Source organism: Kriegella aquimaris (genome assembly GCF_900103215.1).
Lineage (GTDB): Bacteria > Bacteroidota > Bacteroidia > Flavobacteriales > Flavobacteriaceae > Kriegella > Kriegella aquimaris.
In genome coordinates, this window is the sequence record NZ_FNGV01000005.1 from 145,107 (window position 1) to 171,817 (window position 26,711).

Consider the following 26,711-nt stretch of genomic DNA (forward strand, 5'->3'; position numbering starts at 1 on the left):
TCCTTCACATGAGTTTTGTCGCCCTTATCCCTTTTGTAAAAAGGGGCGCTGCACAAGAAATTCCAAAAATTTGTTCGGGGGCAATTAACCGTTATATTAATTTCTTGCGGTCTTAATGGTAGTGGTGAACTAATTGCCAAGTTCAAAGGTAATTCGGTAAGTAAGGAAACCGTAGCACATATGTAACAGGGTATAAAAGAAATGTAACAGTCAATGGGTTGATTATGCGTTAGATAGAGCCTTGTAATTTCTTATTAGATGTATTTTTTGGCTCTAATATTGTGTGGTTCTTGTATAATAATGTATAGATGGTAAAAAGCATAGTGTTTTTGCTGATTTTCTGTTCGAGGTTCGGCATATTCCGTTTTTTAACCGATATTCATCTTCCTAAATAACATTAGAATAGGTTAAATAATGAATATTGGTCTTCTATCCGTAAGTACGAACGTCTATTCGACAAGAAGAATTATGCAAGAGGCTGAAGAGTTGGGCCACTATATCGAGCAAATAGACCATACCAAATGTGCTGTGAAACTTGGTTCAGGAAAACCCAAAATTTATTTGGGGGATGAAGATATCACGAATGAGTTCCATGCTATTATTCCAAGAATCGGTGTAAGTGTTACAAAGCACGGCGCAGCCATTGTGAAGCAATTTGAAATGAACAAGGTGTTCAGTTCGGCTCGGGCTTCAAGCATTTTAACTGCACGAAACAAAGTTCGAACGTTGCAAATTATGGCAAGTAAGGGTATTCCGGTGCCAGAGACCTTATTCTCGATATACCCTGATAATATTGACGAACAAATCAATTTGTTGGGAGGTCCGCCGGTGGTAATCAAATTACAAGAAGGTACTCAGGGGTTGGGGGTGATACTGGCGGAAACCAAAAAATCGGCAAAATCGATAATCGATACTTTTTATAAAATGGATACCAGCATCCTTATTCAAAAATTTATAGAAGAAAGTAATGGAGAAGACATCCGCATTGTTGTGGTAGGCGACAAAGTGATCGCTAGCATGAAGCGCCGTAGTGCCGCAGATGATTTCAGGTCTAACCTTCATCGAGGTGGTAATACGGAAGAAGTGAAATTATCTGAAAAAGAAAAAGATATGGCGTTGAACGCTGCCAAATATTTAGGATTGGGTGTGGCAGGGGTAGATTTGATACGCTCAAATAAAGGTCCGTTACTTATCGAAGTCAATGCTTCTCCTGGTTTGCAAGGTATTGAAGCTGCTACCGGGGTCAATATTGCCAGAGAAATTGTGTTATTTGTGGAAAATAACGGGAGTAAGAGCAAGAGAAGAAAATAATAGAAATATAAGTGGTGTTAATATGCAGTTTCAATTTGTGAGAAAAAGTGAGGATATCATAATAGGAGGGGAAACGGTCTCTCCGGGAAACTCCAAATTATTGCAAATTAGTATCGATAGGCTTCCCACGGGCACGTTGATCGATATTCCGGTCTATGTGTTCAATGCAAAAAAACCTGGTCCGCATTTATTGGTACAAGCGGGTTTGCATGGCGATGAGGTCAATGGTGTTGAAATTGTGCGGCGCATGTTGCACGAGAAACGCTTTCGTGTAGAGCGGGGTGCGGTTATCGCTGTTCCCATTCTAAACATTTTTGGGTTTATTCATTTTTCTAGGGATGTACCTGACGGCAAAGATGTCAATCGCAGTTTTCCTGGAACTAAATCAGGTTCCATGGCCAGTAGAATAGCCTATCATTACACCTCCCAAATTCTTCCGCAGATTGATTTTGGGATCGATTTGCATACGGGTGGTGGGCAGCATCATAATTTTCCTCAGGTGCGTTATACCAAGGGGGATGAAAACAGTAAAAACTTGGCAGAAATATTTGCCGCGCCTTTTTCTTTTTCTTCTAGGTTGATAAAAGGTTCTTTCCGAAATATTACCTACCGAACAGGTATACCTACAATTGTATTTGAAGCGGGTGAAAGTATGCGTTTTGACAACTACTCAATTTCAGAGGGCATGCAGGGGATTTCGAATATATTAGGGCATTTTAACATGGTTGGCAAACTTGAACCGCGTTATGCTAAACGAAGGGATACAATTTCTCTTGCCGAACGAAAATGGTTACGGGCGCCAACCGCGGGTATGTTCATTCCTGAAGTAACTAATGGTAGCGCAATAAAAAAGGGACAAACTATTGGTATGGTTTCCGATACATATGCCAAAAAGGCAAAAAAAATCAAAGCCCCTTTCGACGCATATGTGATTTGTATCAACCATCAGGCCGTGGTCAATCAAGGCGATGCACTTTTTCACGTGGGTAAAGTACTTCAATAGTCAAAAGCTCAAACAGAATACGTTAATATATCAGACGTTTTACACATTTTAAGACAATAGCGACCAATTAAAAACAAACCATGTAGTTTGTCAATCGATTCTTGGTAGTAATCGTCATGTAATTTAGGCAAGTAATCGAGTTTTTTGTGCTCAAAATCGGAAGTCGGTTATACTGAATGTAAAAGCAAAACAACGATAACCGACTAGGTGGTCTGTAAATAGAAATAGTCGTGAGTTAGAGAGTATCCATATCTTTTAACTGAATGGATAGTGCTTTTGTAGACAATTGCACCTCGATAAGGCTTAGAATTAATGAGATCATAAGAGCCAACAAACTGACACCAAATATTAAATTGGCCCAAAACCTTAGTTCAACGTAAATCAAGAACATGGTTATAACGGCTAGTAAAAAACTGACGATGGCTACTGCCTGCATGTTTTTAATTATGGATAATCGTTTGCGTAATTTCTTTACTTGTAGACCAACTTCGGGTGATTCCGTCTCCTGAAATTTTTGATGCAACTGTCGAATTAGGGCGGCAATTGCCAAATAACGCGCGTTATAGGCCAACATTGTTAATGAAATGGCCGGAAAAAGTAAGGCGGGAATGCTAAGCGATAATTCCATTTAATTCTTTTCGAATGTGCGAGAGCTCGACTTAGTAGCGGTCGGAAAATCTTTGGGTATTTTTTGGGTAACTTTTCCCGTTGCGGCCCACTCCGATCCTCGAAGCATGCTGGTTAAAAATCCGACACATTGTACTGAGTAATCGACATGCCCCATGATATTATGAAAGATTCGACCCTTGCCATAAGTCAAAGCCATTAGCGCCGGTTCGTGTCTGCCCGTTCCTTTGTTCTCCGTATCGGAATAAGCCGTGGCTAAAACTTCCATGTTTTCGGCAGGTCCCCTCAGGCTGTTGTAAAGTTCGTCTTTGGTATGCATCCAAGTTAGAGGCATTCCTTTTGTTATAGGGTGGTCGGTTTGACGTATTTGAATCTGATATTCACTTTGTGGCCCATGGGCACCGGCTTTTCCAACGGAATTGTCACGGACCAATTTACCTTGGTTATCGTAATACACGTAGGGGCCGTCTTTTTCTGTACGATCACCCCAACCACCAAGACCGATCATTTTGTTGTAGGCTTCCCACTTGGGAAAAGAATTGTCGGCCGCATGAAAAACGACCAATCCGCCACCTTTTGCAATAAATGTCTCAAGATTTTTTTTCGTTTCTTCCGGCCAAGGAGCGGCATTCCAACCGAAATTACAGATGACCAAATCGTATTTTGAAAAGTTGGGACTGTAATTAGGATCTGGCTTTGGCTTTTCAAGACTTTCGCTTTCTGGCATGCCGTCAATAGCATATTCTTTTAAAAAATCATCACCTTTCCAAGTGAAGGCAGTCCGTTCTACATCGACCGTAAATAGCCCTGTATCTTCCATTTGGCTTTTTAACATATATGTGATTTTGGGCCATTCGTCATGGTTGTTCTGACCGTCAACAATAAGCGTTTTGATTATTTTGGAAGATTTTTTGGATCGGTTTTGCGAATAAAGCCAGGTGCAGGCAAAAAATGCCATTATCGCAAAGAACAAGCTGTATTTTTTCATGAAGTCATTTTTAATCGTTTCAATATAGTCAAAAATTCTACGATTTCTGAAGGAGGTTGTACTAATCTACAATCCGCTTTCCCTCATTGATTTTAATCTCAAGATTGCCGTTAGTAATTCTTTTGCCATTATTATCGGCATTTTTTCAATTACATGACAGTGTAAGGACAATAGCTTGAATTTCTTGTTTTCAAGGAACTTCTAACTCAAAATCCGATTGCACGGTTTCGCCATTACCAGAAATTTCGACCGTATATTTTCCCTTGGGCAAGTAGGTTTTTCCATTTTCTGCTTCATGCAGTTCTTTTTTGTTCATCTTTAAGTAGGATGATTTTCCGACTTTTGAAAAGGTAACGTCATATGATAGAATGTTCAGCCCTTTATCAGCTTGTATTTCCGAAGCACTTACGATTATGCCATCAGCGGATTTTATTGTAGCAGAAAGGATACTCGATTTCGAGGAATAAAAAGTTAGGTCAAGTCCTGGAGTATTAGGTTTCGACCACGCCCCGGGAGCATTGCCCCAATTGGTGCTATAACGTATATTATCAACATCGAAGAGATGTAAGGGCTTACTCAAAATATCAGTAGTCATTTGCTGGAGGTGCGAAATATCAGCTTTGTAAATACTTCGACCATGTGTGCCGACCAATAAATGTTTGGCTGTGGGTTGAATAACCAGGTCATGTACGGCCACGTTCGGCAATCCGTTTTGAAAAACTTCCCAGTTGGCGCCCCGATCGAAAGAAACATAAAGTCCATTATCGGTGCCAATGAATAACAAGTTTTCGTTTTCAGGGTCTTCTACAATGACATTTACGGGCGATTGAGGAATGTTACTTGAAATGCGATTCCATGTTTTACCATAATTCTCACTACTATATAGGTATGACCTAAAATCGTCCCAACGATATCCATTTAAACTGGCGTAGACCCGTTGTTTTTTATGTTTTGAGGCCACTACGCGACTTATCCAAAGCCTAGTGCTGTCATTTGATAAATTGATGTTCTTACCAATTGATGCCCAGCTGTGACCTCCATTTTGAGTCACTTGAATGCGCCCGTCATCACTTCCTGTGTAAATAAGTCCGAATTTAAGAGGTGATTCCGAAATGGTGGTCAGTGTACCATAGGCCACGTTTCCTTTCTGGCTACCTTGGGTCAAATCGGGGGAAATGGTTTCCCAACTGTCGCCTTGATCAAGTGAACGGTGCAAGTGATTACTGCCCAAATAGAGAATATCTTGGTTGTGGGAAGAAAGCAAAATAGGGGTTTGCCAATTGAACCGGTACGGATGTTCGCCCAGTTCGTGTTTCGGCTGTATGTATTTTCGTTTGCCTGTTGAAAGATCAATACGCGAATAGTTTCCAAATTGAAATCCGGTATAAATAATATTGCTATTTCTGTTATCGATTTGGATTTGCATACCGTCACCGCCCATTATCGATTTCCAAGGGTAAGATCCGCTTTGATGCCATTTGTCACTTTCTTTAGCATTGTGCGGGCCCATCCAAACCCCATTATCTTGAAGTCCTCCATAAACAACATAGGGCTCTTGATTATCGACGTTTATTGCGTAAAATTGACCCACGGAAGGAGAATTATTTTTGATCCAATGGGCGCCATCATCATAAGAAATATTTACACCCCCATCATTGCCATTGACAAAATGGCCCGGCATTTTCGGGTCGATCCAGAGGGCGTGGTGGTCGGCATGCACATTGTCTCCGCTAATAGAGGAATAGGTCTTGCCGCCATCATTCGATTTAATTAGGGGAACACCTCCAATATAAATTTTGTCACGATCTTGGGCATCGACCCGAATTTCACCAAAATAGTAGCCGTAACTATAATACAGATTATCAAGATAGTCTTCATTCATCTTGGTCCAGGTCGCCCCGCCGTCATTGCTTCGATATACTTCGGCCCCTACAACAGGGGTGTCGAACAATCGTGAATTGGCATCCTCCAAATAATTTGCCAAATCAACGGGCTTGGTCGCACCGCTACGCACCATTTGTTTGATGTTTTCAGCCCTATATTTTTCTCGAAACCCGTTTGTTTTTAAAAATTCGTTGAGTTTTTTGTCATCTAGTTTTAGAAAAGCCGTCACATTCATCAACTTAAAATCTTCTTTAGTCAAGACATCCGTTTTTTTGACATTGCCGATTTTCTTTGGTCTGCGAAACTGATTGTCGTAGAGCGCATATATCGTATTTTTATCAAAAACGGCCAACCCAATTCGACCGACTCCTTCACCCGTTGGCAATCCACTACCCGTTTTGGATATGATTTCCCAGGTATTTCCACTATCAACACTTTTATAAATTGCGGAAGCAGTCCCGTTACCCCTAAAATCCCACGCCTTTCTATCTTTTTCCCATGCCGCAGCGTACATGATTTTAAAATCTTTCGGGTTATGGGCAATGTCTATGATGCCGGTACGATCATTAATGAAAAGTGTTTTTGCCCATGTTTGGCCACCATTTGTAGTTTTGTAGATACCGCGATTTTCGTTTTGTGAGTAAAGGTGCCCGGTAACGCCTATCACCACTTCGTTTGCATTTTCAGGATTGATAACAATGCGCCCGATATGGTGGGAGTCTGACAACCCCATATGTTTCCAAGTCTTTCCGCTGTCGCTTGATTTTAAAATGCCGATACCTGCATAAGAAGATCGTGAAGCATTATTTTCGCCGGTACCGACCCAGAGAGTACCAGATTTCCAATCAACGGCAATATCTCCTATATTTTGGGTGTCAGAATTATCTAAAATTGGGGTGAACGATGTTCCATTGTTGTTGGTGTACCACAAACCGCCCGATGCATAGCCGACATAAAATTCGATGGTATTGTTGGGGTTGACATCTATATCGACTACTCTGCCACTCATTACCGAAGGGCCTATATTTTTAAGGGGAACATTTTTGACCAAAGACTGGGCGGCCATCTGTCTTTTTTGTTGGAGGGCTTTTATAACTTCGGTATCTGAAGATGGAACGGATTGAGAAATACCGATCAGACCTATACTTAAAAAGGTTACCAAGCATGCGAATTTCATTTCAAAATGACTTTAAGAGACTATTTTAATTGGTGATCGGAAGATACGGAATTACACAATCACTGACTATGTAGCAAAATAGAATTACAAAAGAAAGAAATAGATTACCTATTGCGGAAATCATCGATTTTAGTCTTAAATAATTTCGTAAAAACTTAATTTTCTGTTAAATTGACCCTGTTATAAGTTGCACTGCTGTTCGCATTTGTGCAGTAGTCAACAAAGAAATATAACCAACTTTAAACCTTAAGGGACTTTATTTAAGTCCCTTTTTTTTGTTGCCCCTTATCGAATCTTTATTTTTGGGACATGAAATATGATTTGATAAGTAACAGGCTATTTAGCAAAAACCGCAAAAAATTCATGGACCAAATGGGGCCAAAGAGCATTGCCGTCTTCAATTCCAATGATATTTATCCGATCAGTGCCGATAGCACGATGCCTTTTCAGCAACACCGTGATATATTTTATCTCAGCGGAGCGGACCAGGAAGAAACCATTTTGGTGCTTTTTCCCTCAGCCATTGATAAAAAACATCGTGAGGTATTGTTTGTGCGGGAAACCAATGCTCACATCGCGGTTTGGGAGGGTGAAAAATTGACCAAAGAAAAGGCGACTGAGGTTTCTGGTATCGCGTCTGTTTACTGGTTGTCCGATTTTGACAAAATCTTTTTTGATTTAATGACAGAAGCCGATACCATATATTTAAACACCAATGAGCATTACCGTCAAGCGGTTACCACACAAACCCGAGAGGCTCGTTTTGTGGAGAAGGTAAAGCACGATTTTCCAGCACATAAGGTCGCCAAGAGCAATCCTATTCTACAGCAGATACGTGGGGTAAAGGAGACCGAGGAAATTGAACTGATGCAAAAGGCCTGTGACATTACCGAAAAAGGATTCCGGAGAGTGCTCGAATTTACAAAACCGGGGGTCTGGGAATATGAGATTGAGGCCGAGTTGCTACACGAGTTCGTGCGAAACCGTTCTAGAGGCTTTGCATATTCGCCGATCATTGCTTCGGGGAACAATGCCAATGTGCTCCATTATCTGGAAAACAACAAACAATGCATAGCAGGTGATTTGATTTTGATGGATACCGCTGCCGAGTATGCGAATTACTCCAGTGATTTGACCCGGACCATTCCTGTAAGCGGAAAATTTACATCACGACAAAAAGAAGTCTACGAAGCGGTACTTCGGGTAAAAAATGAAGCGACCAAAATGTTGGTGCCCGGTACGCTTTGGGCCGAATACCATAAGGAGTGTGGTAAAATTATGACTTCCGAACTATTAGGTTTAGGACTGCTTGACAAAGCCGATGTACAGAATGAAGACCCCAAATGGCCCGCTTATAAAAAGTACTTTATGCACGGTACTAGCCACCATATCGGGCTCGACACCCATGATTACGGTGAATTGAAGACCCCCATGAAAGCCAATATGGTCTTTACTGTCGAGCCCGGGATCTATATTCCCGAAGAGAAAATGGGTGTGCGCTTAGAAGACGATGTGGTCATTCAAAAAGAGGGGGAGCCCTTTAATTTGATGAAAAACATTCCCATTGAAGTAGCGGAAATTGAAGAACTGATGGCCAAGTAGTTTTTTCTCTGGCTGCACGTTATGGTTTTTGTGGAACATAAAAATCATTAAAAACAGATTTTATATAAAACGCTATCGATTATTCCCTAAACAAAGATACTCATGAACACCTATGGTATTAAATGGGTTAAGGTATGCTTAACTTATGGTTAGCAAGTTGCTTTTTCCGCGATTTAATCTTATGTTCTCCAATATCTATTCACAAATGTGAAGGTGTAATCCAAACAGAAAAAATCGTCATGTGGTTAAACGCATCTTGCTTACTTGAATTTCAAATACCGGTTCCTACTCCGTTTTTACTAATGCTGCGTCCACGAAGTGGAGGAAATCAGTGGATTGCACGTGAAGAATATGTTTTGTCGCCTAGTACCCCGGTGAATGAGTTCACAGACATGTTCGGCAACTTGTGTCAGCGACTGGTTGCGCCGGCAGGATATTTTTCAGTGCGAACGTCTGCTCATGTCGAAACAGCGGACTCCTCTGATGCCGCCCCCCATGCTCCATTTATCGAAGTGCAACAATTGCCTGATGAAGCCCTACCTTTTCTTTATCCAAGCCGTTATTGTGAGTCGGATCGATTTACCGAAATGGCTGCATCACTTGTAAGGGGGCTTTCTACGGGTTATGATCAATGCACTGCCATCGTAGATTACGTACGAAGTACAATACAGTATACACCAGGTGCAGGGCAGCAGATCATCAGTGCTACAGAACTAAACCAGTCTAGTAGCGGAGTATGTAGGGATATGGCTCATTTGGGAATAGCTTGCTGCCGAGCGCTATCGATACCTGCCCGTATGGTAGTGGGCTATCTTGAGGACCTTGAACCGATGGATTTACACGCATGGTTCGAGGTCTATGTTGGAAATCGGTGGTACACACTGGATCCTACACAAGCTGATTTAAAGGGGGGTCGTATAGCAATTGCTTATGGTCGTGATGCAGCCGACGTGGCCATTTTTACACAATTCGGAAATCCCGTTGAGCTTTTAAATATGAAGGTTAACGTTGAACGGATGTCCAGACCGAATTACTAAAATCGACGATTTTTTTCCTTAGCAGGCCGATTTAATTCGCTGTTAAAAAATGAATATTATATAAAATCATATAGATTAACAAGTTTGTAGTCAATGTATTTTGGTGTAGGTGTTTTATCAAACAGTAAAATTTAAATTCGAAGCGATAGTCAGTTGACTTGCCTGGTCTCCGCACTACTAATACCGTAACCAATAAGTGTATCTCAAATCATAACTGTTTCCTTCCAAATAAATTTACCGCCCCAAAAACCACCACAGCAGGCATCACCCACCCCATACTAAATTGGCTTAACGGAATATAGGAGGGTAGCGAACCCAATAGCGCTTCCCATCCGACACTATCTAAAAAATCGGGAATACTAAAAAGAATAGTCGTAACGACCACCGCTTTAAAAACCGTGGCCGATGCATATTTTTTTGGCGTTACATTTAATAGAATTAAAACAATGGTAATCGGGTAGATAAACATGAGGACCGGTAGGGCAATGGCGATAATGTAGTCAACTTTAAATTGCCCCATGACCACACCCAGTACACAACCGATAATGGCTGTAATAATATAGGCACCTTGTGAATTATGGATCCGACTTTTGATAAAATCGGCAGTTCCTGTAACAATACCGACGGCCGTTGTAAAACAGGCCAACCCAACCAAAAGACTTAAAAATAAATTACCGATGTTGCCCAAGGTGGCTACGCTTATTCCTCGAAGGAGGGAAGTTCTAGAGATATTGGGTTCGAATTCGCCGTGAAGCAAACTTCCGGTAAGAATAAGTCCGGCATAGATAAGGGCAAGCGCGATTCCCGCCAAATAGGCTGCCCGTCTGATAAGCACTTTCTTTTCTTGATAGGTCGCTTTCCTGTTTTTTAAATTGATGGAAACAATAAGCACGCCGCCTACGACAACTGCGCCAATAGCGTCAAAGGTTTGATAGCCCTCTAAGATACCATCAGAAAAAGGGTTGCTGAAAATGGAATCCCCTGAAATAAAATCGTGTGAAAAGAGGGTGATGCCGATTATCGTCAATAGAATTAGAATAATGGCGGGAGTCAACAACTTTCCGAGAATGTCTAAAATTTTGGAGCGGTTCGTGGCAAAAACAAAGACAAGGGCAAAATACCCGATGCTGGTAGCTAGGGCCGGCACATCAAAAAATGGAGCTATGGCCATTTCATGGGTAACTGCAGCGGTACGTGGTGAAGGCAGACTAACAGATATGGCATAGATAAGTAGTGAATATATCACGCTAAACTTGGGAGAGACCTTTTTGGCAAAATCGAAAAGGGTACCCTGAAGTTTGGCGTGGGCCAAAATGCCCAAAATCGGAATAAAAACGGCGGAGATACAAAACCCTAAGGCGACCAACCACCAAAGTTCGCCAGATTTAAACCCCAAAAAGGCCGGTAGAATTAAGTTTCCGGCCCCAAAGAAAAGTGAAAAGAGCGCAAAAGCGGCAACAATGGTTTCTTTGGTTCGGTTCATGGGCGTTTATTACCTTGGAAATATAAACGTAAATCACATACGGTGGAGTGTCTCATCAAAGAAAGTTGTCCGTTTGTCGAAAATATAGCATTAATTTTACCGTACACCCAATAAATGGCAGGAGGGTGCGTTCCTAATAAAGATTATCGTCATTAATGGTACGATGGTCCCCCAAACTGATTTTGAATAAGATCCCAAGTCTTATTTGTTACCTCTTAAAACCTACATTATGAAAAGAGTATTTTGCCACATTTTTGGCCACCACTACTCCGTGTCTAAAAAAGTCACCCTACACATCAAAGAGTACAAATGCATACACTGCAACAAACAAGTTACTACCGACGTAAGCGGAAGTCTTTCGGAGTTAACCCCTGAGTTGCAGGATATTAATAAAACTTTAGAAGTTATTTATCAAAAAAGACATAGGGCTGCGCAACAAGTAGCTTAACACTGAACTTGATTCAGTGTCACCTATGCTTTGGCAAAGGAATTCCAACCCTGAGCGGTCAATGGAATTTTAGAATTATTCCTGGAAATTAAGAAAGCACCTTCATTCATGTCTGTCGTATGCCCCACAACAGTCAAGTTAGGATTGCCCTTTATTTTCGGGAATTCTTTTTGGTCTATAGTGAACAACAATTCGTAGTCTTCCCCACCACTAAGTGCCACCAAAGTGCTATCCAATTTAAACTCTTCGCAACTTGAAATTACCGTTGGGTCCAAGGGAATTTTGTCTTCGTATAAATTGCAACCTACATTGCTATTCTTGCACAAATGCAATATTTCTGAAGATAGCCCGTCACTAATATCGATCATCGAAGTTGGGTGAACGTCCAAACTTTTTAAGAGCGCCACAATGTCTTGTCGCGCCTCGGGCTTCAATTGCCGTTCCACAATATAAGAATACGGCTCTAGATCGGGTTGGCTGTTGGGGTTGACCTTAAATACTTCCTTTTCACGCTCTAATACTTGAAAGCCCATATAAGCACCTCCTAAATCACCGGAAACAACCAGAAGGTCGTTCGGTTTTGCTCCGCTACGGTAAACGATTTCTTCTGATTTCGCTTCGCCAATCGCCGTGATACTGATAAGCATTCCGGTACGTGAAGATGTTGTGTCGCCACCAACGAGGTCGACTTTATGTGCTTTGGCCGCTAAAGCAATTCCTTCGTAAAGCTCTTCAAGGGCTTCTAAAGGAAAACGGTTCGAAACGGCAATGGAAACCGTAATTTGGGTCGCCTTTGCGTTCATGGCATAGATGTCGCTGAGATTGACCATTACAGCTTTATAGCCCAAGTGTTTTAGTGGCATATAGCTGAGGTCGAAATGTACGCCCTCGACCAAGAGGTCGGTGGAGACAATTGTTTTTTTGTCTTTGAAATCCAATACCGCAGCATCGTCTCCAATTCCCTTTATCGTCGATTCATGATTGATGGGAAAGTCTTTGGTCAAATGATCGATTAGTCCGAATTCACCTAACGATTCCAAAGATGTTTTCTCTTGATTCTTTTCTTCTAGCATTTGGCAAAAATAAGCAGTAATTGCGAAAACTCTGGCTTTGAAGTGGGCTTTTGCCCCAATTATGTAATCAATAGGCAAGAGTAGGTAAAAATAAAGCTGATATTCAAAGAGGAATATCAGCTTTATTCAAAAAATAATTCTTAGAAGAGTCTTAAAATCTATCCTAAAGAATAACCATCGCTATAGGTTCGTTTCACATATTTATTTGCCGGTTCGAAGTTGGTGACCTTCATGTTTTCGGCATCCCACTGCAATCGTTTTCTACCATAATATTGAGATCCACCAGACCAGAAGCCTTTGCTTTCTGCATTTGGATCGATTTCAAAATAGGCCTTCAATGCCAAGTTACCGATAAGAATACTTTCGGTAAACGGACCTGCATAGTCAAATGAAGAGCTAGTTTCGGCATTGCCATAACCTGCCATACAAGCATTTACCCATTGTAGGTAGTGGCCTTCAGGAACTCGAGCAATGGTCTCTTCAACTTCAAATTGTTCGTTGAGGGTTAAAGGCAATAGTCTTGGGTTGGCACCGTAACAATCGGCCAACAACTTTCCTTTTGTACCTATAAAAAGTACACCGCCATCCCAGTTGCCGAGTGCTTCATCATCGCCCATTTCATCGGGTCGTTCGGGCAATAATCCGCCATCCATCCAGGTTACCTTGACCGTACCTTTGCCATCGGTTCGTGGGTAACTCAAATGAATTTTACTTGAGTTCGGAAAACTTTTAGGATAATCGGCTGTTTCAAATTTTCCTTTAAAGGAATCGGAAACGCTACATTCTACTTGACTCGGGTATAGAATAGGAAGTATCCTGTAAACGGGATCCATAATATGACAAGCCATATCACCTAAAGCGCCAGTGCCAAAATCTGACCAACCCCTCCAGTCAAAAGGAAGGTAAGCGTTGTTGTAATCACGTTTTTCCGCAGTCCCTAACCATAAATCCCAATTTAAACCTTTTGGTATTTTATCTTTTTTTGTTGGAGTTTGTAATGCTTGAGGCCAAATGGCTCGGTTGGTCCAGCATTTAACCGTGTGTACATCACCAATGATTCCGGTATCATATATCTCTTTCATCGTGCGCACACCATCTCCTGACCCTCCTTGGTTGCCCATTTGGGTGACCACCTTGAATTTTTTTGCTGCCTCGGTCAGCATTCTGGCCTCCCAAATATCATGGGTAAGTGGTTTTTGAACATACACATGTTTGCCCATTGACATGGCTTGATAGGCAGCAACCGCATGGTTGTGATCAGGGGTAGATACCGATACGGCATCAATGTTATCTTTTTCCTTTTCGAGCATGTTTCTGAAGTCGTGGTAATAATTGGCTTTTGGAAACGATGCTCTAGACTTAACGGCCTGCCTGTCGTCGACATCACATAGGCCCACAATATTTACGTTAGGGCTTTTTGCGAATGAGGCTATGTCGCTCTCTCCTTTTCCACCGGCACCAATACCGGCGATATTCAGTTTATCACTTGGAGGTATAAAGCCGGGGCCGCCCAATACATGTCTTGGGACAATCATAAATCCTGCTGCGGCGAGTCCGGAGCTCTTAACAAAGTCCCTTCGGGATTTGTTGCTTAACGTGGTCTTTTTTTTAGACATAACTGTTTGTAATTTTTTGGAATTTTTTTTGAAGGGTTTAAGTTAATTCAATTATTTAAAATTTACCATAGTTAGCAGCAATTCATTTCGTAGTGTGCGTAATGCAGTTGCCATTTTTATTATTTTAACCTGCTTAGAAAATTGAAACTAAGTTTTTTTTCCGGGATTCGCGTATTTGGAAAAAATTCTATTCTGTCGTGTAAACGACCCTTTGATTTCAAAGAAAATCTGTCAAGAAAGATACTGGAAGATACTGTGAAGTTCATCCTGATTTGAAGTTGATTCTTACCCTAATTTTCGACTTCGCTTTCCTTTGTTCTTATAACACCTATAGCTCTATAGAAAATCCCTATTGGCACATTCGTTATAATAATGTTAGGAGTTATGGTAAAACCCTACTAATGCCATATATTTGTAAACTATTTAGAATGAAAAAAAATAATGATACAGGTTTCAGAAACAGCTAAGAAAAGGGTGGTCAGCCTAATGACGGAAGAAGGGTTTGATGCCGCGAAAGACTATGTACGCGTCGGTGTGAAAAGCGGGGGGTGCAGTGGTTTGTCCTATGAATTGAAGTTTGACGACAAAGTTGACGAATCTGATAAGGTTTTCGAGGATAATGCGATTCGTATCATCGTGGATAAGAAAAGCTTTTTATACCTAGTGGGAACTATATTGGAATATTCCGGTGGATTAAACGGAAAAGGGTTTGTGTTCAACAACCCTAATGCGCAGCGTACCTGCGGATGCGGGGAGAGTTTCTCCCTATAGACATTGAATTTGAAGTTTTAAAATCTTCAGATTTATAATTTGAAAAGTATGGCATATACAGAGGAAGAATTAAAAAAAGAGCTCGAAACCAAGGAATACGAATACGGATTCTACACGGCTATCGAGTCCGATACATTCCCGAAGGGGCTGAATGAGGGCATTGTTCGTGCTATCTCAAAAAAGAAGAATGAGCCACAATGGATGACGGACTGGCGTTTAGAGGCTTTTCGTATTTGGGAAAAAATGGAAGAACCAGATTGGGCAAATGTCCACTATGAAAAACCAGATTTTCAAGCCATCAGTTATTATTCGGCACCTAAAAAAGATCCCAATAGATCTTTGGACGATGTGGATCCCGAATTATTGGCGATGTATAAGAAATTGGGAATTTCTGTTGACGAGCAAAAGAAATTACAAAATGTTGCCGTTGATATCGTAGTCGATTCCGTCTCCGTGGCAACCACATTTAAAAAGACATTAGGAGAAAAGGGAATTATTTTTATGCCCATTTCCGAAGCTATCCAAGAACACCCGGAATTGGTAAAAAAATATATGGGTACCGTCGTTCCTAAAACCGATAACTTCTATGCGGCTTTAAATTCGGCCGTATTCACAGATGGGTCTTTTTGTTACATTCCTAAAGGGGTTAGGTGCCCAATGGAATTATCGACCTATTTCAGAATCAATGAGGGCGGTACAGGTCAGTTCGAACGTACATTGGTAATTGCCGACGAAAGTAGTTACGTAAGCTATTTAGAGGGATGTACGGCGCCATCAAGAGATGAAAATCAGTTGCATGCCGCAGTAGTCGAACTCATTGCTTTAGACAATGCTGAAATAAAATACTCAACGGTACAAAACTGGTATCCTGGAAATAAAGAAGGAAAAGGCGGTGTTTATAATTTTGTGACCAAAAGAGGTTTGTGTGAGAATAATTCCAAAATTTCTTGGACACAAGTAGAAACGGGTTCTGCTGTCACATGGAAATATCCTTCTTGTATTCTGAAGGGAAATAATTCGGTTGGTGAGTTCTACTCTATCGCTGTCACCAATAACTTTCAACAAGCGGATACCGGTACCAAAATGATTCATTTGGGTAAGAACACGAAAAGTACTATTATTTCAAAAGGTATATCTGCAGGAAAATCTCAGAATAGTTACCGTGGATTGGTTCAAATTGGCTCAAGAGCGGAAAATGCCCGAAATTTTTCACAATGTGATTCCCTTCTGATGGGGAACGAATGTGGCGCGCACACTTTCCCTTATATCGAGGTGAAGAACAAAACCGCTCAAATAGAACATGAAGCGACGACCAGTAAAATTGGAGAAGATCAAATATTTTACTGTAATCAACGCGGAATCAATACCGAAAAGGCCATTGCCTTGATTGTGAATGGTTTTAGCAAAGAAGTGCTGAACAAGCTTCCGATGGAGTTTGCAGTAGAAGCACAGAAATTATTGGAAATTAGCCTTGAAGGCTCAGTAGGATAGTAAAAAACACCATAAAGTAGATTGAATATGTTGAAAATCAGTGACCTACATGCACGTGTAGACGACAAAGAGATTTTAAAGGGAATCAACCTAGAGGTAAAGGCCGGAGAGGTACATGCCATTATGGGCCCCAATGGTTCTGGTAAAAGTACACTTGCCGCTGTCATTGCGGGAAAAGAAGAATTTGAGGTGACCAAAGGTTCGGTAAGTTTAGATGGTGAAAATCTAGAAGATTCGGCTCCTGAGGAGCGTGCACATAAAGGAATTTTTCTATCGTTTCAGTATCCTGTGGAAATCCCTGGGGTATCGGTAACCAACTTTATGAAAACGGCCATAAATGAATCACGTAAAGCTCGCGGTTTAGAAGACATGCCGGCCAATAAGATGCTAAAGCTCATTCGTGAGAAATCTGAATTGCTTGAAATTGACCGTAAATTTTTGTCTAGATCCTTGAACGAAGGGTTCTCTGGAGGCGAGAAAAAGCGTAATGAAATTTTTCAAATGGCCATGTTAGAGCCGAAATTGGCTATTCTTGATGAAACCGACTCTGGCTTAGATATCGATGCCTTGCGTATCGTTGCAAACGGTGTCAACAAATTGAAAAGTAAAGACAATGCGGTCATCGTGATAACCCATTACCAAAGATTGTTAGAGTATATCGTTCCTGATTTTGTTCATGTAATACACGATGGTAAAATTGTAAAATCAGGTGGCAAAGAACTCGCTCTCGAGTTAGAGGAAAAAGGATACGATTGGCTTAAGCAAGAAACTGTGGTTTAATGAGTAAACAGTATTCAGTGGGCAGTAAATTATACTGCTTACTGTGAACTGCTTACTGCTTATTGAGAAAATATGGATTTAAAAGATAAATTGGTTTCATCATTTTTAGCCTTTGAAGACAAGGTCGATGTACACAATCCTGTACACGATATTCGGTCAGAGGCGATGAAGACCTTCGAGGCGAAAGGGTTTCCTTCAAAAAAAGAAGAAGCCTGGAAATATACTTCATTGAACACGTTGCAAAAAATAGACTTTAGCATTTTTCCAAAAGAAGAGAATGCGCTCGAATACAATGACGTAAAGAAATATTTTTTACACGAAATCGATTCTTATAAAATCGTTTTTATCGACGGTATTTATAGCTCTTATCTTTCGGAAACGACACATGATGGTGTTGATATTTGTTTGATGAGTGCCGCACTTACCAAACCGATGTACAAACAAGTGATCGATGTGTATTTTAACAAAATCGCGTCTAAAGACGATTCACTTACTTCGCTGAATACCGCTTTCAGCCGCGAAGGAGCTTATATTTATATTCCCAAGAACAAAATGCCCAAAAAGCCAGTGGAAATCTTACACTTGGCTACGGGGAATGAGGCCGCATTGATGTTGCAGCCGCGCAGTTTGGTTATTGTTGAAGAGAATGCCGAACTTCAAGTTATTGAACGGCACCAGAGTATTACGGGCAACGAGGTGTTGACCAATTCCGTAACCGAGATTTTTGCTGCCAAAAATGCCATTGTAGATTATTATAAGGTACAGAACGATGCCGATACGGCGTCTTTGATAGATAATACATATATCAACCAAAAAGATAAAAGCGTCGTTAACGTACACACTTTTTCATTTGGAGGAAAATTGACCCGGAATAATCTGAACTTTTATCAAAATGGGGAGTATGTTGATTCTACGATGAAAGGAGTGACCATTATTGGAGAGAAGCAACATGTTGACCATCATACATTGGTGCACCATATTGAGCCCAATTGTGAGAGCCACCAAGATTATAAGGGCATTTATGGTGAAAATGCTACAGGCGTTTTCAATGGGAAGATTATTGTCGACAAAATAGCCCAAAAGACGAATGCCTTTCAACAGAACAACAATATTTTGGTAAGTGACAAGGCGACTATTAATACAAAGCCGCAATTAGAAATTTTTGCCGATGATGTAAAGTGTTCCCACGGTTGTACTATTGGGCAGTTGGACGAAGATGCCCTATTCTATTTGCAATCAAGGGGTATTCCAAAGAAAGAGGCCCGTGCTTTGTTAATGTACGCTTTTGCAAATAATGTGCTAGCCAGTGTTAGGATTCCTGAACTAAAGGTGCGGATCAATAAATTGATTGCCAAGAAATTGGGCGTCAACCTAGGTTTTGATTTATAAAGTATAAAAGCCTGCATACTATTCCATCGAGGCGCACACCATCTGTATAAACATTAGTTTATTTCCGATATGATTGAAACAGTACTAGATATTCAAACTATTCGTAAAGATTTTCCTATACTTAACCGCGAGGTAAACGGCAAGCCTTTGGTCTATTTAGATAATGCGGCAACCTCTCAAACGCCTCAACAGGTCATTGATGTTATTGTAGATTATTACCAGAACTACAATGCGAATATACATAGAGGTGTTCATGCACTTTCGCAAGAGGCCACAGATAAATATGAGCAGGCGCGTCAGAAAATCCAAAAACATTTCAATGCGGGGAAAGGATACGAAATCATATTTACCTCAGGAACTACCCATGGAATAAATCTTGTGGCCAACGGATTTTCATCCCTCTTAAAGAAAGGAGATGAAATTCTGGTCTCAGCCATGGAGCACCATTCGAATATCGTGCCTTGGCAGATGCTTTGTGAACGAACGGGCGCCGTTTTGAAGGTGATTCCGATGAATGAGGAAGGAGAGTTGTTGATGGATGAATACTCGAAATTACTTTCTGAGCGAACAAAGCTGGTTTTTTGTAATCATATTTCGAATGCATTGGGTACCATAAATCCCATTGAAGAAATTATTGAAAAGGCACATGCTGTAAATGCTGCTGTTTTGATAGATGGTGCCCAAGCTGCACCCCACGTAAAGGCCGATATGCAAGCCTTAGATGTAGATTTTTATACCGTTTCTGCCCATAAGATGTGCGGTCCTACAGGGGTTGGTGCGCTTTATGGAAAGGAAGAATGGTTGAATAAACTACCTCCCTATCAAGGTGGAGGTGAAATGATCGCAGAGGTTACCTTTGAAAAAACGACATACGCTGATTTGCCCCATAAATTTGAGGCAGGCACCCCTAATATTTGTGGGGGGATTGCCTTTGGCGCTGCATTGGATTATATGAATGCCATTGGTTTCGATGCGATTGCTGCATACGAGCATGAACTTTTGGAATATGCTACCGAACAACTTCTAAGCATCGAAGGTCTTAGGATCTACGGGACCGCTAAACATAAGACTTCAGTAATCTCATTTAATATAGGAGGTATTCACCCTTACGATATCGGCACTATTTTAGACAAATTGGGCATAGCCGTTCGTACGGGACATCATTGTGCACAACCGATAATGGACTTTTATAAAATTCCAGGTACGGTTCGGGCCAGCTTTAGTTTTTATAACACTAAGGAAGAGGCAGATGCGTTGGTTTCCGGGGTTGAAAGAGCAAGAAATATGCTTCTGTAGGTAACCAAGTTATGGTTCCCTTAAAATATTGAATACCAAGCTTACTTATCGTATTTTTGTATAAAATTAGCCTATGACGATTAAAGAGATACAAGACGAAATAGTAGATGAGTTCTCAATGTTCGAAGATTGGATGCAACGGTACGAGTATATGATCGAGCTGGGTAAATCACTACCGTTAATCGACGAAAAATATAAAACGGAAGATAATATAATAAAAGGATGCCAAAGCAAAGTATGGGTACATGCCGAATTGGAAAATGATAAATTGGTATTTACGGCCGATAGTGATGCCATTATAACCAAGGGTATTATTGCCATTCTGATACGTGCCTTTAGCAACCAAAGACCACAAGAGATTATAAATGCCGATACGGCCTTTATAGATGAAATCGGACTTAAAGAACATTTGTCGCCGACCCGCGCTAACGGATTGGTAAGTATGATAAAGCAGTTGAAGTTATATGCGGTGGCATACCAAACACAGTTGAATTAGAAAAAATGAGCGAAGAGACAGCAAATGATACCCAAGATTTGGGCGAAAAAATAGTAAAGGTTTTAAAAACGATTTACGATCCTGAAATCCCCGTAGACATCTATGAATTGGGTTTGATTTATGACGTTTTTGTAAATGAGGAAAATGAGGTCAAAATACTAATGACTTTGACCTCGCCCAACTGCCCGGTTGCAGAAACTTTACCGGTTGAGGTAGAGGAAAAGGTGAAATCGTTGGATGTTGTCAAGGATACGGAGGTGGAAATTACCTTTGACCCACCTTGGACACAAGATTTGATGAGCGAAGAGGCCAAATTAGAACTTGGATTGTTGTAACCTTCTTAATAACAGCCAAATGATGTCTTGATAAAACTATATAGTCGAGCAACAATTTGAAATTTATTATAACCCTTAATCGAATATGTCGGAAGAGATTGTCAATAGAGTTGCGCAGAGCAAGCTTCTTACTTTTGACCTCGAGGATTATTATCCTCAGGGCAAGAGAGTGCTTCTTGATATCAAAGATTGGCTTTACGAAGGTTTTATTCTTAGGGAAAAGGAATTTCGAAACCATGTTTCGAGCCACGATTGGGCTCAGTACGCCGATGCGTATGTGGCACTTCATTGTTCTACCGATGCTATAGTGCCAGGTTGGGCGTATATGCTTATTGCTACAGAACTGCACCCTTTTGCTAAAAAGACAGTTCAGGGAAATCTAGAACAAATGGAAACTACCCTTTATCAATCTGTCATTGAAAACATGGATATTTCCAAATTTGAAGACAAATCCGTGATTATTAAGGGTTGTAGTACTAAGCCCGTTCCACCTAACGCCTACCTGTGGATAACCAACAGGTTATTGGGTGTTGCAAAGAGTGTTATGTACGGTGAAGCCTGCTCTTCCGTGCCTCTTTTCAAAAGAAAATAATTGTTAATAACCTTGTTTACTTTCTGTTAACAATTCTTACATTTGCCCCATCATAACTATAATTAAACACAAAACCATGAAGAAGTTAGTATTATCAGCAGCAGTTGCTGTGTTCGCCTTTTCGACGGCCCAGGCACAGACATTAGATGAATTAAAGGCAGAAAAATCAACGAAAAAAGATTCCATTGCCGCCATTCAAGGAAGGGTAAATGCCCTTCAAGGAAAAATCGATGCTTTTCCGGGCTGGAAGAAAGGAGCTTTCGGTACCATAGGAGCCAACATCTCAGGGTTCAATAATTGGTATTCACAAGGAAAGCCCAATAACTCCGCTGGAAATATTGGCGTAACTGTTAATGCATTTGCCAATTTAGACCGGGATAAATATTTCTGGAGAAACTCAGGTAATGTCAACCTGCAGTGGGTAAAATTGGATGATAAAGATAATCCAGCAGATGACGATAGCTTTAACGGAACTACCGATGTTTTTAACATAACATCGCTCTACGGGTATAAGCTAAGTAAGAAATTTGCGATTTCGGCTTTGGGCGAATATCGAACATCGATTATTAACAATTTCAACGACCCAGGTTATCTAGATATTGGGGTGGGTGCTACTTGGACTCCCATTACAGATATGGTTGTAGTAATACATCCATTGAACTATAACTTTGTGTTCACCAGTGAGGATAATATTTACGAATCGTCTACCGGTGCAAAGATAGTTGTTGACTACACTAAGAAATTAGGAAAAGTAAATTTCAAAACTAATTTTTCGACCTTTCAGAGCTACAAGAGCTCCGATTACTCAAACTGGACATGGATCAACTCGTTTGGCTATACACTTTGGAAGGGCATAGGCCTTGGGTTTGAATTCGGATTAAGAAACAACAAACAAGAGGCGCTAGATTATGCATTGAACGGCCCAACGCCTTCTGCAGCTGCTACATTTGACAATATAGATGTTAAGACACAGAGCTATTGGATGTTCGGTCTTAACTATGCTTTTTAAATAGCGGTTAAACCCTATTCAATAAATTAATTATAAAAAGAATGCCCTCCAAGTTTATGGAGGGCATTTTTAGTTAAGTAGGATACGTTAAATTTGGCGGTTGCACAGTCATTGATAAAATAAACTTCCTATGGCAGAAAGCATTTGATAAGCAGCGGTTAAGAAAAAGTTTTTTCGGGACATAACGCTAAATATTAAATACAATACGAATGTAATTTCACACTTTTAAACCGCTAAATTTTTGTTGTGAAAAGGGTGTAATTTGTTGTCAAATGCAGTTATTCATGTGTTTCATCGATGAACTGCACTTATTTTTACCTGTGTGGGACGGTTTTTTAACCAAAAAACCCTGACCAAAGGGTCAGGGCAATTTTTTAGTAAAGTAGGTCGTTCTTTTAAGATCGGGTTTCCGGTCGCCCGGAATAAGCTTTTTAGGTCAAGTGGCGATTGGGAATCAACACTTTATTTTGGATTAAGATCGTAGTTCGATTTGGGGTCAATACTATCACTTAATTACACTGTAAATATAGAGTTGATTTGCGTCTCCTTGAAATTATTGTTGTGAAGCTAAGGCATTCTGTTGTGAATAATATAAGTGGTATTGTTTCTCCGTTGAAAAACCAAAATTCCGACACAATATAAAGCGAGGCTTGACTGTCACCGTGCCGAAATGGATAGAGAGATTCTACACATTTACTTAGTAATTAGCAAGGGAGTAAAATCTATTTGCATTTTTCAATTAAACTTTTTAATTGGTTGGTATGGGGTCAAAAAAAAGCCTCGAGGTAGGTCGAGGCAATTTTTTAGTTAAGTAGGTTCTTCTTTTAAGATCGGGTTTCCAGTTTCCCGGAATAAGCTTTTTTAGGTCAAGTGCCGATTTGGGGTCAACACTATAATTTCAATTAAGATTAGAGTCCGATTTGGGGTTAACACTATCACTTAATTACACTGTAAATATATAGTGGATCTGTATTTTCTTGAAATTAATGTTGTGTAGCAAAGGCAATATGTTGTGAATAATACAAGTGGTATTGTTTTCAGGATGAAATACGTTGACGTATCGGTTTTTGAACCATAGGTTGCTCTTGGGTTCTTCATATTAAAATTGGGTACTTATGTGTTCGGGTCCTAAATATGTCCATGTTTATCATTGTAGAACGCATACATACTTAAAATTTAGGTATCTTTAATATATAACCTATTGGAGATGATGCGTTTACTTCTCCCCCCTCTTTTACTTTTCACTTCCTTATTGCTCTCGCAATCAAAGGTCGATAGTCTTCTACATTCCTTGGAATCACTGGGAGAGGATAGTCTTAAGGTTCAGACTTATTTGAGACTTACCGTCGAATATAATCGAATAGACCATAATATCGCATTAAACTATGTAAACAAAGCCCAACAATTGGCAAAAAAATTGGGTTTGGAATCCGGCTTGGCTGAATCAATATACAGGAAGGGTAATGTTCTAAGAAACATTAATTTATATGACCAAGCTATGGAACATTACCTGTCAGCTCTTTCGATTTATGAAAAACTACGGAACACCAGAGAGATAATAGCTGTAAAAACTGAGATGGGCCGCCTTGCGCAACTAAGGTCGAATAATGAAGTTGCACTTGAATTTTATTTAGAAGCATTAAGTCTGACCTCTCAGATTGGTGACAAAAATGGGGTGGCCAGAATACACAATTATATTGGCGGAATATATAAAAATCAAAAGCAATATAGAAGTGCATTAAACCACTACGGACTAGCCTTGGCCCAGGTAGAAGAGATTAATTTTAAACCTGGCATCTCAGCATGTCTGAGCAATTTGGGGTCTGTTCACCTACTGCTTGAAGAATATGCGCAGGCAATCAGTTATAATGAAAGGGCCTTCGAAATTAAGAAGGAAACCGGTGACAAACTGGGAGCGAGTCGTGTTTTGAGCAATTTGGCAAATGTTTATAGTAAAAAAGGACAGCATGATAAAGCCGAAAAATTGTATCGACAGGCCCAGCTTCTTGCTAAAGAAGTAGATAATCGTCACGAAGTCGCGAAAACGGAGTTTGGGTTGGCCGATAATGCTTTCCATAGAAATGACTATGGACAGTGCATTGCAAGGGCGAATAGGATTATTTCTGAATTACCATATTTATATGACGATAAATTGGCGTTGGAAACGCATAATCTACTTGCGAAGGCTTATGGTGCAAAAGGTGAATTTGAAAAGGCATTAGAGAACGCTGTTTTGTACAACAGACTATCGGATAGTATGTATAATGGTAAAATCTTAACGGTTACCAATGAATTGGAAGCGAAATATGAGAATGAGCAGAAGCGCAAAGAAATAGCGCTATTGGCAAAAGATATTGACTTGCAATCATTAAAACTTAGCAAGAGAGAAAATGAGCGAAATGGAATTATCTTATTTTCATTAGTGCTATTAGTATTGGCAACACTTCTTTACAATCAATTCCGGATAAAGCAAAAAGCGAATAAAAAATTACGAGAACTAGATCGGTTAAAATCCAACTTTTTTGCTAACATCTCACATGAGTTTCGTACCCCGTTGACACTTATTAAAGGGCCCATTGAACAGCTGGAGCAGAACCCTGATGAAACATTGAGCATAGAGAATGTAAAAATGATTCGGAGAAATACCAATCGTGTACTTAAAATGGTCAATCAACTATTAGACCTTTCCAAAATGGATGAGGGTAATTTGAAACTCGAACCTACCGAGGGTAATGTTTACAAATGCCTACGTGCCGTGGCGGCCTCGTTTAACTCTCATGCCGCACAACGAAATATCGATTACAAGGTACAGATTCCGCAGACCATACTTTGGGCAAGTTTTGATAGGGACAAACTTGAAAACATAGTATACAATCTATTGGGTAATGCATTTAAGTTCAGTGAGGATGGGGCGACCATCGTTTTTGAGGTCAATTTCGGTCAGCGCGGACTTTTTATTCAGGTATCCGATTCGGGGAAGGGTATTCCCCAAGAGAGCCTCCCCTTTATATTTGACCGCTTTTATCAAGTCGACGGAAGTAATACAAGGGAGAAAGAAGGCACGGGTATCGGCCTTTCCCTTTCCAAAGACCTCGTAGAACTTATGGACGGTACCATTACTGTTGCCAGTGAAGTGGGCAAGGGTACGTTCTTCACCGTACTGCTACAACTGCAAGAAATTAAAACAGGGGCCGATGAAGCTCTTCAAACAGTTAAAATTGAAAAAGCAACAGTTTTGAAAACTCCATACCTATTGTCCAAAGCCGATATTAGGGAAATTCCGAGAGTTTTGTTGGTAGAGGACAATAGCGACATGCGACACTTTATTCATGAACTACTAATAAAGAGCTATAAGGTAGAAGAGGCTATTCATGGCGTTGCAGGATTAAAAATGGCAATCGACAATCCCCCAGATTTGATCATCACCGACTTAATGATGCCTAAAATGGACGGTATAACACTTTGCAAAAAGCTAAAAAAAGACGTACAGACTAGCCATGTACCCATTATCATGTTGACGGCCAAAGCCGGAATGGAAAACAAATTAGAAGGTCTTGAAACGGGAGCAGATGATTACCTAACCAAACCCTTTGACGGTGAAGAACTCTTGGTACGTGCTAAAAACCTTATCGTGCAGCGCCAAAGGCTGAGGGATTTGTTTACGAATAAAGAAGTTCAGGTAGATCCCAAAAAAGTAACGGTCAACTCCGTCGATCAAATCTTTTTAGAAAAAGTTCTTGAACTTCTAGAAGCCAATTTTTCAGAATCAGATTTTGGAGTCCCCCAAATGCAGAAGTCATTGGCGATGAGCAAGACACAGCTTCACAGAAAGTTAAAGGCCTTGACCAGCGAAGCACCTGGTGAACTGCTCCGTAATTTTCGATTGAAGCGAGCGGCACAATTACTGTCTCAGAAAGCGGATAGTGTGACACAAATAGCGTACAAAGTGGGCTTCAATAATCTTTCCTATTTCGCGAAATGCTTTAAGGAGTTGTACGGAGTGGCACCTTCCTCTTATTAGAATCAGGTCCAAATCATTATTGTGATCTTTCCTTTTTAGAATCATCAATTTTTTGAATTGCTTCAAACCATTTGCCACTTGATCTATCATAAAATAGGTTCAATTTTACCATCCATAAACCAGTTGTTGTCATCTATCATTCGTTTTCTTCAATCTACCATTTGAGAGCTGCTTTTAATGCTGAAACTATGTTGTTGTTATCTGGAACTGACGTGTTAGCAATTAAAATGCCTCTGCATTAGTTTTGAAATGATTATTAAAGGCAAGCGAGCGCCGATAGTT

21 protein-coding genes are annotated in these 26,711 nt (G+C 40.4%); 15 read left to right on the forward strand and 6 right to left on the reverse strand.

Annotated features, from left to right (window positions below):
- The first annotated feature begins 414 nt into the window (after positions 1–414).
- Positions 415–1,311: a RimK family alpha-L-glutamate ligase gene (locus tag BLS33_RS12290; RefSeq protein ID WP_089889280.1), complete on the forward strand. Its 897-nt coding sequence runs from the start codon at positions 415–417 to the stop codon at positions 1,309–1,311.
- 22 nt (positions 1,312–1,333) lie between these two features.
- Entirely contained in the window at positions 1,334–2,314 is a 981-nt protein-coding gene (locus BLS33_RS12295; protein WP_089889758.1) for a succinylglutamate desuccinylase/aspartoacylase family protein, read from the forward strand.
- A 235-nt stretch (positions 2,315–2,549) separates the two neighbouring features.
- Here the strand turns inward: BLS33_RS12295 and BLS33_RS12300 are convergent, their stop codons facing one another.
- From BLS33_RS12300 to BLS33_RS12310, 3 genes are all read right to left on the reverse strand, one after another.
- A complete protein-coding gene (locus BLS33_RS12300) occupies positions 2,550–2,942 on the reverse strand; it encodes a DUF2721 domain-containing protein (RefSeq protein WP_089889283.1) in 393 nt (130 codons plus the stop codon).
- On the reverse strand, positions 2,943–3,929 hold the full coding sequence (locus tag BLS33_RS12305; protein ID WP_089889286.1) for a ThuA domain-containing protein: 987 nt from the start codon (positions 3,927–3,929) through the stop codon (positions 2,943–2,945).
- Positions 3,930–4,119: 190 nt separating this feature from the next.
- Positions 4,120–6,990, reverse strand: coding sequence for a VPS10 domain-containing protein (locus BLS33_RS12310; protein WP_089889290.1), 2,871 nt, complete (start codon positions 6,988–6,990; stop codon positions 4,120–4,122).
- A 309-nt stretch (positions 6,991–7,299) separates the two neighbouring features.
- On the opposite strand from BLS33_RS12310, the gene BLS33_RS12315 reads away from it, so the two are divergent.
- The gene (locus tag BLS33_RS12315) at positions 7,300–8,592 is read left to right on the forward strand and encodes an aminopeptidase P family protein (RefSeq protein WP_089889293.1); all 1,293 of its coding nucleotides are present in this window, start codon (positions 7,300–7,302) and stop codon (positions 8,590–8,592) included.
- Between the two features lie 302 nt (positions 8,593–8,894).
- Positions 8,895–9,629: a transglutaminase domain-containing protein gene (locus BLS33_RS12320; protein ID WP_218129557.1), complete on the forward strand. Its 735-nt coding sequence runs from the start codon at positions 8,895–8,897 to the stop codon at positions 9,627–9,629.
- Between the two features lie 208 nt (positions 9,630–9,837).
- Here BLS33_RS12320 and brnQ read toward each other — a convergent pair whose 3' ends face one another.
- Entirely contained in the window at positions 9,838–11,112 is a 1,275-nt protein-coding gene (brnQ, locus tag BLS33_RS12325) for a branched-chain amino acid transport system II carrier protein (RefSeq protein ID WP_089889296.1), read from the reverse strand.
- Positions 11,113–11,341: 229 nt separating this feature from the next.
- Here brnQ and BLS33_RS12330 point away from each other — a divergent pair, with 229 nt between their 5' ends.
- Positions 11,342–11,560: a hypothetical protein gene (locus BLS33_RS12330; RefSeq protein ID WP_089889299.1), complete on the forward strand. Its 219-nt coding sequence runs from the start codon at positions 11,342–11,344 to the stop codon at positions 11,558–11,560.
- Positions 11,561–11,583: 23 nt separating this feature from the next.
- Here the strand turns inward: BLS33_RS12330 and thiL are convergent, their stop codons facing one another.
- Both thiL and BLS33_RS12340 read right to left on the reverse strand, forming a co-directional pair.
- Positions 11,584–12,633 carry a thiamine-phosphate kinase gene (gene thiL, locus BLS33_RS12335; protein WP_089889303.1) on the reverse strand — a complete coding sequence of 350 codons (1,050 nt, stop codon included), beginning with the start codon at positions 12,631–12,633 and terminating at the stop codon, positions 11,584–11,586.
- Positions 12,634–12,791: 158 nt separating this feature from the next.
- Positions 12,792–14,249, reverse strand: coding sequence for a Gfo/Idh/MocA family protein (locus BLS33_RS12340; protein WP_089889306.1), 1,458 nt, complete (start codon positions 14,247–14,249; stop codon positions 12,792–12,794).
- A 441-nt stretch (positions 14,250–14,690) separates the two neighbouring features.
- Here BLS33_RS12340 and BLS33_RS12345 point away from each other — a divergent pair, with 441 nt between their 5' ends.
- The 10 genes from BLS33_RS12345 to BLS33_RS12390 all read left to right on the forward strand — a co-directional run bounded on the left by BLS33_RS12345 (position 14,691) and on the right by BLS33_RS12390 (position 26,429).
- Positions 14,691–15,020, forward strand: coding sequence for a HesB/IscA family protein (locus BLS33_RS12345; protein ID WP_089889310.1), 330 nt, complete (start codon positions 14,691–14,693; stop codon positions 15,018–15,020).
- A gap of 48 nt (positions 15,021–15,068) precedes the next feature.
- Positions 15,069–16,511 (forward strand): Fe-S cluster assembly protein SufB, encoded by a 1,443-nt coding sequence (gene sufB, locus BLS33_RS12350; RefSeq protein WP_089889313.1) that lies wholly within the window; start codon positions 15,069–15,071, stop codon positions 16,509–16,511.
- Positions 16,512–16,538: 27 nt separating this feature from the next.
- Positions 16,539–17,291, forward strand: a complete 753-nt coding sequence (sufC, locus tag BLS33_RS12355) for a Fe-S cluster assembly ATPase SufC (protein WP_089889316.1) — start codon at positions 16,539–16,541, stop codon at positions 17,289–17,291.
- Positions 17,292–17,363: 72 nt separating this feature from the next.
- Positions 17,364–18,680, forward strand: coding sequence for a Fe-S cluster assembly protein SufD (gene sufD / locus BLS33_RS12360; RefSeq protein ID WP_089889319.1), 1,317 nt, complete (start codon positions 17,364–17,366; stop codon positions 18,678–18,680).
- A gap of 69 nt (positions 18,681–18,749) precedes the next feature.
- On the forward strand, positions 18,750–19,976 hold the full coding sequence (locus BLS33_RS12365; RefSeq protein ID WP_089889322.1) for an aminotransferase class V-fold PLP-dependent enzyme: 1,227 nt from the start codon (positions 18,750–18,752) through the stop codon (positions 19,974–19,976).
- Positions 19,977–20,049: 73 nt separating this feature from the next.
- On the forward strand, positions 20,050–20,472 hold the full coding sequence (locus BLS33_RS12370) for a SufE family protein (RefSeq protein ID WP_089889326.1): 423 nt from the start codon (positions 20,050–20,052) through the stop codon (positions 20,470–20,472).
- Positions 20,473–20,477: 5 nt separating this feature from the next.
- Positions 20,478–20,807 carry a DUF59 domain-containing protein gene (locus BLS33_RS12375; protein ID WP_089889330.1) on the forward strand — a complete coding sequence of 110 codons (330 nt, stop codon included), beginning with the start codon at positions 20,478–20,480 and terminating at the stop codon, positions 20,805–20,807.
- An 85-nt stretch (positions 20,808–20,892) separates the two neighbouring features.
- Positions 20,893–21,399, forward strand: a complete 507-nt coding sequence (locus tag BLS33_RS12380) for a DUF2480 family protein (RefSeq protein WP_089889333.1) — start codon at positions 20,893–20,895, stop codon at positions 21,397–21,399.
- Between the two features lie 76 nt (positions 21,400–21,475).
- Positions 21,476–22,408, forward strand: coding sequence for a DUF3078 domain-containing protein (locus tag BLS33_RS12385; RefSeq protein ID WP_089889337.1), 933 nt, complete (start codon positions 21,476–21,478; stop codon positions 22,406–22,408).
- A 1,207-nt stretch (positions 22,409–23,615) separates the two neighbouring features.
- Entirely contained in the window at positions 23,616–26,429 is a 2,814-nt protein-coding gene (locus BLS33_RS12390; protein ID WP_089889340.1) for a hybrid sensor histidine kinase/response regulator transcription factor, read from the forward strand.
- The last annotated feature ends 282 nt before the right edge of the window (positions 26,430–26,711 follow it).